Below are 14,988 nucleotides of genomic sequence, written 5' to 3'. Positions count from 1 at the left end.
AATTAATCAAATTCACTCCGAAGGACGCTCAGGACCTCCCGAATGGTTTCTTCCTCTAAATCGGTACGCTTCACCAAATCTTCTACCGATAAGTCGAGCACTGACTTGGCCGTATCACAGCCAATGGCTTTAAGTTCATCGAGGATCCAGCTTTCGATTTCGTCGGTAAACTCATCGAGGCTGACATCTTCGTCATCTTCCACCATCTCGCGGTACACATCGATTTCGTAGCCGGTGAGCTGGCTCGCCAATCGGATGTTGAGCCCGCCCTTACCAATGGCCAGCGATACCTCCTCGGGACGCATGTACACATTGGCGCGCTTCTCGTTATCGTAGAGCTTGATTGTTGTGATTTTTGCCGGGTTGAGCGCCCGCTGTATAAACAACTGTGTATTGGTGGTATAGTTAATCACATCAATGTTTTCGTTACGCAACTCGCGAACGATGCCATGAATGCGCGACCCTTTCATGCCCACACAGGCACCAACCGGATCGATACGGTCGTCGTACGATTCCACGGCCACTTTGGCGCGCTCGCCGGGAACTCGCACAATTTTCTTGATGGTAATTAAACCATCGAAAATCTCGGGAACCTCCAGCTCAAACAGACGCTCAAGGAACACGGGTGACGTGCGCGAGAGAATAATCAGGGGATTATTGTTGCGAATCTCGACCCGAATCACCACCGCCCGAACGTTATCGCCTTTGCGGAAAAAGTCCGAGGGAATCTGTTCGTTCTTGGGCAAAATCAGTTCGTTACCTTCATCATCAAGAATAAGAATCTCACGCTTCCAAACCTGATAGACTTCGCCGGTCACAACCTGACCGATTTTCTCTTTATACTTATTGTAAATGTTATCCTTCTCCAACTCCAAAATGCGCGCAGCAAGATTCTGGCGAAGACTCAAAATGGCACGTCGTCCAAAGTCAAGGAATTTCACCTCATCGGTCACCTCTTCTCCCACTTCAAAATCGGGGTCGATGCGCTTGGCATCCGAAATAGAGATTTGCAAATTGGGGTCGGTCAGGTTTTCGTCTTCTACCACCTCGCGGTTACGCCAGATTTCAAAGTCCCCCTTTTCGATGTTGATAATCACATCAAAATTTTCGTCCGTCCCAAAACGCTTAGCCAACACGCTGCGAAACGACTCTTCAAGCACCCGAACCATGGTGGGACGGTCAATGCTCTTCAAATCTTTAAACTCTGAAAACGTGTCAATTAAATTTATATTCTCCATGTGTATGACTTTGTCTATAGATATAATTAAAACACAACAATATCTTTCACGTATTTAACGGCATCGTATGCAAAACGATGCTCACTGATTTGTAATTCTTTACGTTTCTTACCTTCAACCTTCACCAACGATTCTACCTTTACGGTGAACGAATCTGCAGCCACTTCAATCAGTTGACCTTTCATCTTTTTCCCGTCATTGGTCAACAGCTCTACCTCATTATTAAGGTTTTTCTCGTACTGCTGAAGCACTTTAAAAGGCTGCCCGATGCCGGCCGAAGATACTTCCATCTCAAAATCTTCCACCTCACGATCGAACTGACTGTCGATCATCCGGCTGATTTTTACACAATAATCAATGGAAACGCCCGTCTTTTTATCCAGACACAACTCAATGCGATTGCCGGGATGAACAATCAAATCAACCACGTAAACCTCGTCGGCGGCCAGTTGTTCCTTTATAATTTCCAGTATTTGTGGTGCGGTGATCATCTGATGAAATACTTTTTCTGATGTTGAACGGTTCATTCAATCGCCCCCCTATGAGACGCGGGAACAGTTATATCCAACAAAATAGGGGACTCTGTGTCCCCTATCCTTCTCCCGGAATTAAAACCGCTACAAAGGTAATCATGTACCTGTTAAATTCCAAACTTTTAACCCGTTGAATGCAATAAAACCTTTTTTTTATCACTCAAACAACCGCCCTTAACCTGCAAAGGTGCTTAAACGCTGCCCTTTGTGACATCCATTGCTTGCAAAAGATTGCTACATTTGCTCATTCAGTTTACCCTTTTGGCAATGGCACAAGAATCGTTTATCATCCCCGACGTGGCCCACATCAACATGGTGGCCGCCAACTTTTTAGCTCAATATCCGACACATCGCATCCTGGCTTTCAGAGGTGACATGGGGGTGGGTAAAACCACCTTCATCAAAGCCCTTTGTCACGAACTCGGCGTCACGGACGTGGTCAACAGCCCCAGTTTTGCCATCGTCAACGAGTACGAAACAGCTCATCACAACATCATCTATCACTTCGATTTTTACAGACTCAAAAACATGGATGAAGCTTACGACATGGGCTACGAAGATTACCTGTACTCGGGCAACTACTGCTTTTTGGAATGGCCCGACAAAATTGAATCACTCTTGCCCGACCAGCGTCTTGACCTTTATTTTGAAGAGTTGCCCGACAACTCGCGTCAAATAACCGTCAGACAGCCTGCCCAATAATTTTGAGCATCAGAACAATGATTGTGATATTTTTTATAAATTAACAACGCCTTTTGCGCCTTCAACAGGTCGTCGAACCTATCATCGTTTTGGATGAAAAACCATCGAATCATTTCACCTGATAACCCGACCATAGCAATTGACATTGCCAAATCCAACATCTGACTCTTCAAAAAAAAGAATCTACTCCGAACCTTTTTAAAATTGTAATATCGGTTTATCATCTCTTAATAAAATAGTGGAATTTGTAAATTGAAAATCAGCGTAGCTAAATTCGGGGATAAAGGACTTTTCAGAGTGGACTCAGACCTATCATCTTCAGGTATTTCCCCAAGCGTGACGATTATACATACGGCGTTGACACCAAAAATATTCGACAACATGACCAACAGCGGCAACCATCCATCCATCTACCCTTTGAGCAAACACGGCTTACTTCCTCAGGAAGAGATGCTCGAAACCAAGCGTTCTCGCAAGCAACTGCTCATCGGCATCCCTCGCGAATCATCGCCCTACGAGAACCGAATTGCCCTGTCGCCCCAAGGCGTTGAACTGCTCGCGGCCAACGGTCACCAGGTGGTCATTGAATCTTTGGCCGGCGAAAAAGCATCCTACACCGACCATGCATTCAGCGAAGCGGGCGCCTCCATCGCCCCATCGGCTCGTGAGGTGTTCGACTGCGATGTCATTCTGAAAATTGCCCCTCCCGCGCCTCATGAAATCGACCTGTTAAAACCCGACCAACTGATCCTTTCGCAGTTCTACCCATACCTGCAAACTCGCGACAACATACAATTGCTGCTCGACAAACGCATCTCGGCAATTGGGTTTGAATACATCAACGACGGAGTCAACTGTCAACCCGTGGTGCGTAGCATGAGTGAGATTGAAGGAACCGCCTCGGTGATGATCGCCGCCGAATACATGAGCAAACAACACAACGGCAAAGGCGTTCTTTTGGGAGGCATCACCGGCATCACGCCCACCGAATTCGTCATTCTGGGTGCCGGGACCGCGGGCGAATTTGCCGCTCGTGCCGCCCTGGGGCTCGGTGCCACTGTCAAGGTCTTCGACAACTCGTACGAGAACCTCCGACAACTCGAACATCACATCGGACAACGCGTATTCACATCCATTCTGCACCCTCGTGTGCTCACCAAAGCACTCAAATCGGCTGATGCCGTACTGGGCAACCTGCGCGACATCCAATCATCCACATCGTTCATGGTGACCGAAGAACAGGTGGCTGAGATGAAACCCGGAGCCATCCTCATTGACCTCAACATGGGACAGGGCGGCTGTTTTGAAACATCCCGATGCACAGACCTGGAGAACCCCATCTTCACCAAACACAACGTCATTCATTACTGCGTGCCCAACATCGCCTCGCGCGTATCCCGAACGTCGTCCATCGCCCTGAGCAACATCTTTGCCCCGTTGCTGCTCCGACTGGCCGACGCTGGCGGCATCAACAACCTCATCAAACAGGAACCCGGCATCAGCAACGGTACTTACATCTACAAAGGCATCCTCACCAACAACCAAATTGGACAAGCATTCAACCTCCCCTCCAAAGACATCGGTCTGCTCATGGCTGCTTTTTAAGAAATCACAATGCGAACCAGCCCTGCCCTAAAAAGGGCATAAGGCTCCAATGCTCTTACAATCCGTTAAAGTGATTCATCATTGACTGAAACAACCCCTTGGCCTGTGGAACCAACAGGCTATCGCCTTCTGCGGCTGTCATCTCGTTTTTGTTTAAATCGTAAATCACCTTCCCCCGCGATGACACAAAACCAAACCCTTTGTTGAAATGATACATCACCCCATCGGTCGATGAAAACAGATTTCGGCTAAACGGAAACCCTTCGGTGGAAAGCGCCATCTGCCCCAACAACGTGGCTGCAATATCGCACTGACTGCCATACACATCCATCACAGCTTTCTCTTTCAACGCTCCCCCGGTCCAAATCATGGGAATGGCATAACGACGCGGCTCGTCTATTTGATGATCTTCGACATATCGAACACTGTGATCTGAAACAATCACCACCAACGTTCGATTCCACCACGGTTTGGTTTTGGCGACATCAATAAAACGCCCCAAACAACTGTCGGTATAATACGCTGAATTCATGTACTTATCATTGTCGGTAGATCCCTTGATGACTGTTGCCATGGGCACATCAAAAGGCTCATGACTGCTCAGTGTGAAAAATGCCTTAAAAAATGGCGCCTGAGCAGCATCCATGTCGGCCATCACCCGGTCGAACAAATACTCATCGTGTACACCCCATTTGCTGTTGCGATACTCGCGGGGGAAATCATCCTGATTGACCACCTGCTGAAAACCACTGTTTTTCAAATAGCTATTCATATTGGCAAAATCGGTGTCACCCCCGTAATAAAACGATGTGTGATAACCGGCATCGCCCAACACACGTGTGATGGAATGCACCTTCTGCGTCTTTTTAGGATATTTCATCAACGAGGCCAACGGATGCGACGGATAACCGCTTAAGATGGCCACCAATCCACGGTCACTCCGACTGCCACTGGCGTGAATGTGTCGAAAAGAGAGTCCTTCGTCCCAAAGACGATTGATCTGTGGCGTCACCCCGGCACGTCCTCCCAACGGCTCCACCACATGAGCAGCAATACCCTCAAGAATGATAAACAACACATTGGGCCGGGCATCGTTCAACAATACCGGCACCGAATCGGGCGACATTATAAAATTTTCACGCATCTGCTCAGCCTGTGCATCGTCCATAAAATGAACCGACAAGTTGGTGCGATCACGATGACTCAGGTCGTACATAAAATTCCACACGGCATTCACGGTCGAATGATTGGTGTACATATCGGAGCTGAAATAAACCATTCCGGTGTTGATGGGCGCAATGCCCACGCTGCCCCTCACCGGCAAAATCATGCACCCGCCAAACAATAAAAACACAAACACCGATACCCAATGAGAACGATCGAATCGCTCAATATGAGTGGTGACATACCTGCGAAATAACCACACAGACAAAACTGTGTAGCCTGTCCAGGCAACCAGAAACAACACCAACTGCCACACCGGCACCGATGCCAGCGCTTCCTTGGGCGTCTCTAAATACATAAAAAAAGAGGTGTCGATACGAAAACCCCAATGCGTATAGAGTGCTCCATCGGACCATATCAACAACGAAAACAGTGCAATGACCGTCCCAAACAACGCATCAACCACCCCACGAAACCATCGACGACTCATGACCATCGACACCGGCATGAGCAACGACATCAGCATCATCAAATAACCCGTAATGGATGCATCGAGCCGCAATCCATGAACATACGACAACAAAAAATTACCCCAACCCATGGTCACTGTTTGCGAAAACATATACACATGGAAAAATAATCGGGCCACCATAAAATACCCCAAAAAGAAAAGAGCGGTACGACCCAAAAAAACAAAGCGGCTTTTCATAGTTATTTTACATTTAGTCCCTACCCCATAAAAGGGGGACTGATAATGATTTTGTATAAACTCATCCCAAAACAAACTGCCCCAATGCTGATGCGATGACTATGCGTGCTTAAAACAGTGTTAATGCTCACCACAGACATCACATAACTACAAAACAGGGGAACTCCTAAACTTAAATCACAAACCTCACCTCACCATTACGGTCAACCCAACCACAAGGTTCTTGTTGAAAACAATAAAAAAAGGCGACCTGATGACAGCCGCCAAAAATACCGATTAGATTGGGACAAACCCTCCAATGAATGCAAAAAATCAGTTCATCGTCCCCTTTTCCCCTGTGAGTTTCCGCTCGGCCTTCACCCAGGGAATTTTGAAACAGAAACAAGTCACCGAATCCATCGACCGATCAAGCCAAATGGTGCCACCCATCAACTCGGTGAACTTGCGGGCAATGGCCAGCCCCAAACCGTTCCCCCCAAAATCGCGCGACTGACGCAAATCGACCTGTCGAAACATCTCAAAAATCTTATCATCCATCCCCTCTGGGACTCCAATACCCGTATCGATCACATAAAAACAGACCGCATCGCCCTCTAATCGGTAACCAAAAGTAATCTCTCCCTCGAAGGTGAACTTCACCGCATTATCGAGCAACTGATTCAACACCTTGCTCACCCCCTCGTTGTCGGCCATAATCACATCACTGCCATCGGGCAATGCTTTATCAATGCGCAACCGCAACGACTTTTGCACCATCCGCAGATAATCACTGTATTGAAGATAAAATCGATCCAACAAATCATTCAATGGCAATGCCTTAGGCGACTCTAAAACCGTGCGCGACTGAAACTTGGAGATATCAATCAAATTGTCCATGATTTTGAGCAGTTGCATCCCATTTTGGTTGATGATGTCGATGTATTCCACCCGTTCTTCCTGCGAAAGAACGTCTGACTTGAGCAACTCGGCAAATCCCAACATCACGTTCATGGGCGTGCGAACCTCGTGACTCAAATTGGCCAAAAAAGCGGTCTTAAGCTGATTGCTCTCCTCGGCCATCGCCTTGGCATCTTCAACCTCTTTCACATAGCGATCGAGTTCATGATTCTTAACCGACAACTGCTCAAACAAACGATGCAGATTATCATTTTGCTGCTCCAACAAACGACGATTGGTGATGTGCTCCAACTCCAATGCCACGCGCACCCCATAAATCTTCAGCAACGACGACACCACCTTGCAATCATCAATAGCCGTCTTGAACATGGCCAAAATGATGCCTCGTGGCTCCATCCCCTTAAAATAAAATGGAATGCCCACATAAGCTTCAATGCCCCGACTCACCAGTTCAGAATCATCGGGAAACATTCGCCACGCCCCGGATGAAAAACTACAGCCTCTCTCCACAATAGCCTGCTTGCAAGGCGTATCCTCCAAGGCATATGAGAAATTCTCACGCACGGCTCCTTCGTCCCAAAAACCCAAGGTTCGGATAAGATCGCTGTCCACAAGAAATTCTCCAACAATCACCACATCAGCCCCTAACAACTCATGTACCGACCGAACCACCGACTCAAATAAATTACTTCCCACATAGCGATGGTCGGTCGCAAAAATGGCTTCGACCGCATCTTCCAAGCGCATTAAACGCTGCAACTTCTCATTTGGATGGATATTATCTCTGGAAAAAAACTTCATTCATTCACTTTTTTACCCACTAAAGATATAAAATGCAGAGAATTATTCGTTGATTAATTTGCCATAAAACAAAAAAAGCAGCTCTCTTGCGAAAGCTGCTTTCCTTAGTAGCGGGGGCCAGACTCGAACTGACGACCTTTGGGTTATGAGCCCAACGAGCTGCCAACTGCTCCACCCCGCAATATATCTTTGTTTTGAAACGTCGTGTCGTTCTCCTTAATTGCGATGCAAAGATAGAGACTATTTTTTAATACGCAAGCCCTCGCCCCTAAAAATTCATTTTATTTTTTGCCCCTCATTCCTCATTGCAATATATTCAAATGAAATCAAAGGGGTTACGCGCATCAAAACAATGCCACTGTAACCCCTGAAAAATTTGCCTTTTTGAATCACATCACGACCGCCCCCTGATTTCGCGTCGCACAAACAAATAATACGACAGTGCGAAACAGATAAGCGTGGCAGCCAACAAACCGGTAATCTGCGGCCATACCAACAACGCACTTTGACCCAAAGGCAGAGGCCCGGGCAAGGCTCCCTCAACCTGCTGCATGGTCAAGGGACCAACACTGCGAACCGTAGGCATGAGCAGGGTACTGGTGGCTTCGTTAAACAATTCGTTGGGCATCAACTGCGACAACAGGTAACGGCTGCGCTCAAACAAATAGATTGATTTTGGCGACGCGTAAGCCGACGGCGTAAACGGCTTGAGAACAATATTGAGCATCAACGGATAAAACAAATTAAAAAAAAGCCATACCGCAATACCCGAAAGCGCTGACGTGGCTGCCTGCCGAAAACGAATGGAAAACAGCACCGATAAATTGAGCCAAAACGCGATGTAAACAACGCTCAGCATCAAAAACAAATTGATGCGCATAAACTCCTCAAAAGTGGGTGGAATACCAATGGCAATCAACCCCGCTCCGGCCACCAAATAGCCCATGACAAACACCAACAACGCAATGACCATCAAGGCAGCCACAAACTTGGCATTGATCAAATAATCACGATGAATGGGCTGCGACAGAATGCGACTTAGCGTCCCTCGGCTCTGCTCACTATTGATGGCATCAAACCCCATTCCGATGCCCAACAATGGCCCCAGAAAACCCATGAACACCACAAACGACGGCAATGTTCCATCGGAAACGGTAAAAAGGTTGAGAAACAAAAATGCTTCATCCGCATCGCCGGGTTTTACGGCTTTGGCAATATTGAGCAGTGCCGTGTAGCTTGCGCCCAAACAAGTCAACACCACAATGGCCACCAAAATCATAAAACGCCAACTACGGATGTGATCCATCATTTCCTTGTCAACCATCACCCAAAAGGGATGACGAGTAAAACGTTCTGTTTTATTTTGTGGGGACAACCCTGGCATACATTGCGCAATGCGGGTGATGGGCTCCCTCAATTGCTTAATTAACATCATGATTTGAGCCTCCTTCAAAATATCGACAATAAATTTCATCCAATCCGTATTCCACACGATTCAGGTAAGTGAGCGCACCCCCTGCTTCAATAACTCTTTGGGCAATGACAGCCGTCACGTCATGATTGGTTCGAATATGAAACAAGTCACGACGACGCTCCACCGACATCACTCCATTGACCGACATCAAGGCATCGCTAAGGATTTTTTCATCGGGATGGTCAATGGCGGCTTCAATCGCGTAAAGATTGTCGTTCAACAGTGACTGCGCCAATTGTGGGATATCCCCCTGCGCCAATAAACGACCGCCCACAAACAACCCTACCCGATCGCAAACCTGCTGAACCTGATGCAAATGATGCGACGAAAACAGTACCGTAATGCCTTCATCGCGACTCAGTTTCACAATCAGTTCCATCAGCTCACGAACTCCGGTAGGGTCGATGCCCAGGGTCGGCTCATCAAGAATAATCACTTCGGGCGATTTCATCAGCACGTCGGCCAAACCCAATCGCTGACGCATACCACGTGAATATTTTCCTGTCTTTTTGTGCGCATCCTCCCACAACCCGATTCGTCGCAACAGTTGTTCAGCCTGATGGCGGGCTTGTGCCGGAGACTGACCATTGAGACGTGCCGTGTAAACCAAATTGTCGATCCCCGAATAATCGTCGTAAAAACCCACATCTTCGGGTAAATAGCCCACTTTACGCTTCACCGACAATGGATGTGTCACCGGATTGATGCCGCACACCCGAATGGTTCCGCCATGAGGCTCACTCATGCCCATCAACATCAGGATCGTGGTGGTCTTCCCGGCACCATTGGGTCCTAACAATCCAAACACCTCGCCTTTGGCAATTGTTAAGTCAAGACTGTCCACAACAATCTGAGACCCGTATCGTTTCATCAGGCCTTCTGCTTCTATCACTAAAGAGTTCATGACTTATCTCCTCCCGTATTTACGGATCATCAGGAAAATACCCCAGGCACAGGCCAGGATTGTCATCACACCAATCCACCCCCACACCATGGGTGTTTTCACAACAATGCGAAAGGAGGCCTTAGAGGATGTTTCGGGTGTGGTGGCCGTAAATGTGGCAGCATAATCTCCGGCAATGGCCTTCTTAGATGCTTTGATAATCGCGGTCACCGGCACGCTTTGACCGGCTTCAACCGCTTCGATGCTCTTGGGCTCAAAGGTGACTTCCCAATTGGCAGGGGTGGTCGAACTCAGCTTAACATCCTTCAGCGTTGCCGAACCACTGTTCTTCAACACCATATCAATTCGTTTGGTGTCGCCGGCTGTCATGCGGGTGCTGAGCAAACCGGTGGGTGTGGTAAAATCCATGTCATAGGTGCCTGTCACCACAGCCTCAAGCGTGAAGCTCGAAGAGGTGGAGCGGGTAACGGCAGCCACGGGTATTGTATAAGTTCCCGCCTCGATCAACTCGGGCGTATTCACCTCAATGGTAATGTCTTTCGATTGATTGGCATCCAATTCAACCGACGTGGCCTGTTGGTAATCGGGTTTAAAAACCACCCGCCACCCACGCTCTAAATCGGCCCGCAACGAGTAAAGTTGCTTCTCACCCGTCAGATTGTGCAACTTGGTTCGGTAAGTAAATGTCGATTTGGAATTGCCCTGCATATTGGGCTGATTGCAGGTAAACTCGGTTTTGAAAGTGCCCTGCTCCGACACGTTGATGGTGAGCGGCAAAACCGATTGACCATTGCCCGTGACTTTAAAACTGTAATTGCCCTTGTTCACGTTAAGCGGCACGCTCACCGTGAGGTTGATGCTTTTTGACTCACCGGGAAGCACCATCAACTGTTTCAGGTTCCATCCCCCCGATTTCAAGGTATACTCCCATTGTCGCGGGATGCCCGTCACGGCAAGATCGATGGGATCGGTTGAGCTGCCTGTGTTCTTCACCTCGATGGCATAATCGATGGATTGACCCGGCGGGACTGAAATTTTGGTGTAAGGGGTGTAGAGGCGGATCTCCTGCCCCTGAATCATTGAAAAGGGTAACGCTAAAAAAAATAATGCATTAAAAATTAAACAATTAGTTCTCGTACTTAGTTTCATAAAAAAATCCTCCTTAATTTTTAAATGATGTTTATTGCACGATTCGCAAATTTAATGGTGGCGACGAATTGACCAAAAAAATTGTAAAAAAAATTGCTGCCGCCTATATCCTCAAATCCGCACGCAAGATCCATTTAATACACTAAGTGGGTTATTACGCGCCAGGCAAAACCCTCAATCCACCTGCGTTGTTGGCAATAGGTCAGGTGTCAACCAATATGTTTTTGTACTCGTTGCGGGTAAACACGTCTGTCCACCCTTCTGTAGCGAAAGTTACAAAATAGAGTCCTTCCGGATTGTGGAATTTATATTTGCGGCTCATCGGCTAGGTTTTGTTGGTCTAAGATAAGCCATTTAGTGTTAAGACAAACGAAACATGCGGGCTGTAATTGCTTTAAAACACTAAAAGCATGACTTTTAACGTAGCACGGATTGATAATAAGCTAAAATAGAAAGCATTGGCTTGCCATGGTGTGGACACGATTCGCAGAACCGCGCCAGCAGTGGGGAGAGGATGGGATGGATGACATCAATTTGATCAGAGCAAATTCCTGTATTTCGGGGATTTTTTGAGTAGAGGATAAAAACTTGAAAAGGTCGTAAAGATGTTGTGAATCAATGCTTTTTAAAGAACCGATGCACACGCTACTGACTACCAGGGCAGATGCTAATATGCCATAGAACGTGATGGCATTGGCGCAATGCTTTGATAGTTGAAAACTATAAATATGAAGACGACGTCATTGCAAATGACGCCGAGCACATAAATTCATTCACACTCTACGGTTAGCGAGGGCACAAAAACTATTTCAGCTTTAAATATTCAGGATCCCATTCGTACAACGGTTCTGTTTTAGACAGAACTTCTGATAGTTGATTTGAAGCGTTATAGTATCTTTCATACTGAATCTCTGTTGGGTCATTTTTCCTCATTTGCAGAAAATTATTCTCCCATCTTTCAATCTCGAAAGACACTTTAGGATGATTGCATAGTTTCCAAATCGTTAATAATTTGAATACAGCTCCAGTTCCAAAAAAATCAAATGCTTTTGAAGTTTCCATATTTTCTATCAATGGCAATAAATCCCGTATATCACACCAGCGATTGAAAAAGGGTTCAATAAACTGGAAATAGAAATCGATATGTGCCTGTATGAAGTTGTCAATATCCGTTTCATTCTCAATAACAATTGGCAAACGTTCTGAAGCAAATGTTGTAAGTGCATCTTTATCGGCAACTAAAAAATCATTGGCTGTACTAAATGATATTGTTGCCGGAAGTTCTTCCAAAATAGAATCGCCCATTAAACCATTCGAAACCAATATAGGCGAAACTATGGATTCTAATGGCAAAAAAGAAATTCGAGCACCTAAATGTTCTGTTTTGAATTTTTCGTATCTGTAGGTGCCGACAATACCGAAACGCTCTATTTTTTGATTCGATTTCCTAAAAATAGAATAACCAAAACCTTGATTGACTGGTATATTTCCAAAATGATTACCCTTTAGGATAGAATCATATATGTCGTTTATAATCCTATATGCAATTTTATCTTTCATAATACAACCTTTTGCGTTACCTGTGCCTCACCTTGTTTGAATGATTTGTAAATATCATCTCGGTATATCCTAACCTTCATTCCATTTTTATATGGACTTTGCTGTAAAAAGTCATCAGAGGTCCGTATTTCAAATTCAACATATTCCAGTTGACTGTCATTCTTAAACAAATCAATTAACTCCGATCGCTGATTGGGTGTCCATGGAGCCGTATCGCTAAGTTTGCTGTCGTGATATTTGGCTTGGTTATACTGAGCTACACCAAACTCGTTCTTCTTAGTTTTTATATGAATATCATCTCCAATAAACACTTTGCCATCACTTACCGTACTTAACTGGCCATTGCTTTTTTGTGCCACACGTTTAAGGTATAGCTGTTTATGCGGAGTGTAATCGGCTCCAACTTCACCTGCTTCATCGAGCCACTTACATGGTGGGTTAAGCTTTTGCATTGCTTTAACCGACATCGCATTTTCAAAGGCATCGGCTTCGGCACCCAGCTGGCGCGGATTTGCAATCCGTGCCACCACAACACCCACTATATCACCCATATATCCAATAAGCCGTGCCCCCCAGCATAGTCATTGTCACAACTGTAAACATAGTCTTCTGCTCGGAATACCAAACCTTCTTCAGCAGGGTTTTGATGGATATAATTCAGTTTTTGATCTATCACTGAATTACTCCATAGCTCAATGGGTTTGTTATCGGAGCGCCAAAAACGGTTGCCTTCGGACGTGGAGAACTGTTTTAATAGCCATTCTTTGCGGCTCTCTCGTTGGTTTTCGGCGATGGCCTTTAGAATGGCTTTGCTGGTAAACTTTTTGAAATCCCGCAAAATGTCTTGCAACATATGCCCTTCTGTAGCTCTCACCATTAAATGTAAGTGGTTGGTCATGATGCATCAGGCAAATATCTCAAGCCCTTTATTCTTTTGGCAGTACGCCAAGTTGTCAACCAATATGTTTTTGTACTCGTTGCGGGTAAACACGTCTGTCCACCCTTCTGTAGCGAAAGTTACAAAATAGAGTCCTTCCGGATTGTGGAATTTATATTTGCGGCTCATCGGTTAGGTTTTGTTGGTCTAAGATAAGCCATTTAGTGTTAAGACAAACGAAACATGCGGGCTGCAATTGCTTTAAAACACTAAAAGAATGACTTTTAACGTAGCACGGATTGATAATAAGCTAAAATAGAAAGCATTGGCTTGCCATGGTGTGGACACGGTTCGCAGAACCGCGCCAGCAGTGGGAACAGTTTTAAGAGCCATTCTTTGCGGCTCTCTCGTTGGTTTTCGGCGATGGCCTTCAGGATGGCTTTGCTGGTAAACTTTTTGAAATCCCGCACAATGTCTTGCAACAAATTCCCTTCTGTTGCTCTCACCATTAAATGTAAGTGGTTGGTCATGATGCACCAGGCAAATATTTCAAGCCCTTTATTCTTTTGGCAGTACGCCAAGTTGTCTACCAATATGTTTTTGTACTCGTTGCGGGTAAACACGTCTGTCCACCCTTCTGTAGCGAAGGTTACAAAATAGAGTCCTTCCGGATTGTGTAATTTATATTTGCGGCTCATCGGCTAGGTTTTGTTGGTCTAAGATAAGCCATTTAGTGTTAAGACAAACGAAACATGCGGGCTGCAATTGCTTTAAAACACTAAAAGCATGACTTTTAATGTAGCACGGTTTGATAATAAGCTAAAATAGAAAGCATTGGCTTGCCATGGTGTGGACACGGTTCACAGAACCGCGCCAGCAGTGGGATAAATTGTGAAGACAGCGTCATTGAAAATGACGCCGAGCACATAAATTCATTCACCCTCTAATGTTAGCGAGGATCTGAATTCAACAACAGCCAACACTTACAATTTTCGATCTTTCGACCACTCGTGATTACAAATCTGCGCTAGCGGAGATCTCATCCCTTAGTCGCGGATTCATAAATTATTTTGCCACTATCAGGATCAAGTATATAGATCACATCACCAATTCTCATATTTAAAGCTTCTTTGCCATTAAAAGAGATCTTTCGCATACCTAATGGATTATAAGTAAGTTTCCACTTTACTACCGCATCAATTTTATCTATTCCACACACTCCGCCATGCATGCCCTTTTCATAGAATTCTTCATCAGTTTGAGGATAATAACTTACAATTATAGTGTTTGTAAATTCAATAATTCTTTCAATAGAACAATCGAATTCAACCTCCTTGTTATTTAAATTTAATTTATTCATAAAACTTTAAGCGTA

At 45.6% G+C, this 14,988-nt stretch carries 15 protein-coding genes and 1 tRNA gene; 2 read left to right on the top strand and 14 right to left on the bottom strand.

All coding sequences use genetic code 11. The features are described from left to right. Nucleotides 1-2: 2 nt before the first annotated feature. Both nusA and rimP read right to left on the bottom strand, forming a co-directional pair. A complete protein-coding gene (nusA, locus tag LX69_RS00150; RefSeq protein ID WP_111443784.1) occupies nucleotides 3-1,238 on the bottom strand; it encodes a transcription termination factor NusA in 1,236 nt (411 codons plus the stop codon). Between the two features lie 26 nt (nucleotides 1,239-1,264). After that, the gene (gene rimP / locus LX69_RS00145; RefSeq protein WP_245934894.1) at nucleotides 1,265-1,729 is read right to left on the bottom strand and encodes a ribosome assembly cofactor RimP; all 465 of its coding nucleotides are present in this window, start codon (nucleotides 1,727-1,729) and stop codon (nucleotides 1,265-1,267) included. Between the two features lie 309 nt (nucleotides 1,730-2,038). Between rimP and tsaE the strand changes: the two genes are divergently transcribed. Both tsaE and LX69_RS00130 read left to right on the top strand, forming a co-directional pair. Beyond that, complete coding sequence (gene tsaE, locus LX69_RS00140; RefSeq protein WP_111443967.1) at nucleotides 2,039-2,473, top strand: tRNA (adenosine(37)-N6)-threonylcarbamoyltransferase complex ATPase subunit type 1 TsaE; 435 nt, start codon at nucleotides 2,039-2,041, stop codon at nucleotides 2,471-2,473. Between the two features lie 357 nt (nucleotides 2,474-2,830). Then, nucleotides 2,831-4,078 (top strand): alanine dehydrogenase, encoded by a 1,248-nt coding sequence (locus LX69_RS00130; RefSeq protein WP_245934893.1) that lies wholly within the window; start codon nucleotides 2,831-2,833, stop codon nucleotides 4,076-4,078. Between the two features lie 55 nt (nucleotides 4,079-4,133). Here the strand turns inward: LX69_RS00130 and LX69_RS00125 are convergent, their stop codons facing one another. From LX69_RS00125 to LX69_RS00075, 12 genes are all read right to left on the bottom strand, one after another. Further along, nucleotides 4,134-5,951 (bottom strand): LTA synthase family protein, encoded by a 1,818-nt coding sequence (locus LX69_RS00125; protein ID WP_111443781.1) that lies wholly within the window; start codon nucleotides 5,949-5,951, stop codon nucleotides 4,134-4,136. A gap of 312 nt (nucleotides 5,952-6,263) precedes the next feature. Further along, nucleotides 6,264-7,649 carry a sensor histidine kinase gene (locus LX69_RS00120; RefSeq protein WP_111443780.1) on the bottom strand — a complete coding sequence of 462 codons (1,386 nt, stop codon included), beginning with the start codon at nucleotides 7,647-7,649 and terminating at the stop codon, nucleotides 6,264-6,266. A gap of 108 nt (nucleotides 7,650-7,757) precedes the next feature. Continuing rightward, a tRNA-Met gene (locus tag LX69_RS00115) sits at nucleotides 7,758-7,830 on the bottom strand. A 213-nt stretch (nucleotides 7,831-8,043) separates the two neighbouring features. Further along, nucleotides 8,044-9,123 carry an ABC transporter permease gene (locus LX69_RS00110; RefSeq protein ID WP_221621229.1) on the bottom strand — a complete coding sequence of 360 codons (1,080 nt, stop codon included), beginning with the start codon at nucleotides 9,121-9,123 and terminating at the stop codon, nucleotides 8,044-8,046. Then, nucleotides 9,071-10,027 carry an ABC transporter ATP-binding protein gene (locus LX69_RS00105; RefSeq protein ID WP_111443779.1) on the bottom strand — a complete coding sequence of 319 codons (957 nt, stop codon included), beginning with the start codon at nucleotides 10,025-10,027 and terminating at the stop codon, nucleotides 9,071-9,073. Before LX69_RS00105 ends, LX69_RS00110 begins: the two co-directional genes overlap by 53 nt. 3 nt (nucleotides 10,028-10,030) lie before the next feature. Continuing rightward, on the bottom strand, nucleotides 10,031-11,107 hold the full coding sequence (locus LX69_RS00100) for a COG1470 family protein (RefSeq protein ID WP_170124171.1): 1,077 nt from the start codon (nucleotides 11,105-11,107) through the stop codon (nucleotides 10,031-10,033). A gap of 873 nt (nucleotides 11,108-11,980) precedes the next feature. After that, nucleotides 11,981-12,736: a hypothetical protein gene (locus LX69_RS00095; protein ID WP_111443777.1), complete on the bottom strand. Its 756-nt coding sequence runs from the start codon at nucleotides 12,734-12,736 to the stop codon at nucleotides 11,981-11,983. Continuing rightward, the gene (locus LX69_RS17930; RefSeq protein WP_221621228.1) at nucleotides 12,733-13,287 is read right to left on the bottom strand and encodes a hypothetical protein; all 555 of its coding nucleotides are present in this window, start codon (nucleotides 13,285-13,287) and stop codon (nucleotides 12,733-12,735) included. Before LX69_RS17930 ends, LX69_RS00095 begins: the two co-directional genes overlap by 4 nt. Then, on the bottom strand, nucleotides 13,275-13,589 hold the full coding sequence (locus tag LX69_RS17925; RefSeq protein WP_221621227.1) for a hypothetical protein: 315 nt from the start codon (nucleotides 13,587-13,589) through the stop codon (nucleotides 13,275-13,277). Before LX69_RS17925 ends, LX69_RS17930 begins: the two co-directional genes overlap by 13 nt. Before the next feature lie 51 nt (nucleotides 13,590-13,640). Further along, the gene (locus tag LX69_RS17920; RefSeq protein ID WP_221621226.1) at nucleotides 13,641-13,802 is read right to left on the bottom strand and encodes a hypothetical protein; all 162 of its coding nucleotides are present in this window, start codon (nucleotides 13,800-13,802) and stop codon (nucleotides 13,641-13,643) included. A 95-nt stretch (nucleotides 13,803-13,897) separates the two neighbouring features. Further along, complete coding sequence (locus LX69_RS00080; RefSeq protein WP_111443776.1) at nucleotides 13,898-14,311, bottom strand: transposase; 414 nt, start codon at nucleotides 14,309-14,311, stop codon at nucleotides 13,898-13,900. A gap of 341 nt (nucleotides 14,312-14,652) precedes the next feature. Continuing rightward, nucleotides 14,653-14,973: a hypothetical protein gene (locus tag LX69_RS00075; RefSeq protein ID WP_111443775.1), complete on the bottom strand. Its 321-nt coding sequence runs from the start codon at nucleotides 14,971-14,973 to the stop codon at nucleotides 14,653-14,655. Nucleotides 14,974-14,988: the final 15 nt, after the last annotated feature.

Source organism: Breznakibacter xylanolyticus (assembly GCF_003254275.1).
GTDB classification, from domain to species: Bacteria; Bacteroidota; Bacteroidia; order Bacteroidales; family Marinilabiliaceae; genus Breznakibacter; species Breznakibacter xylanolyticus.
This window is presented reverse-complemented; position numbering and strand designations above follow the sequence as displayed.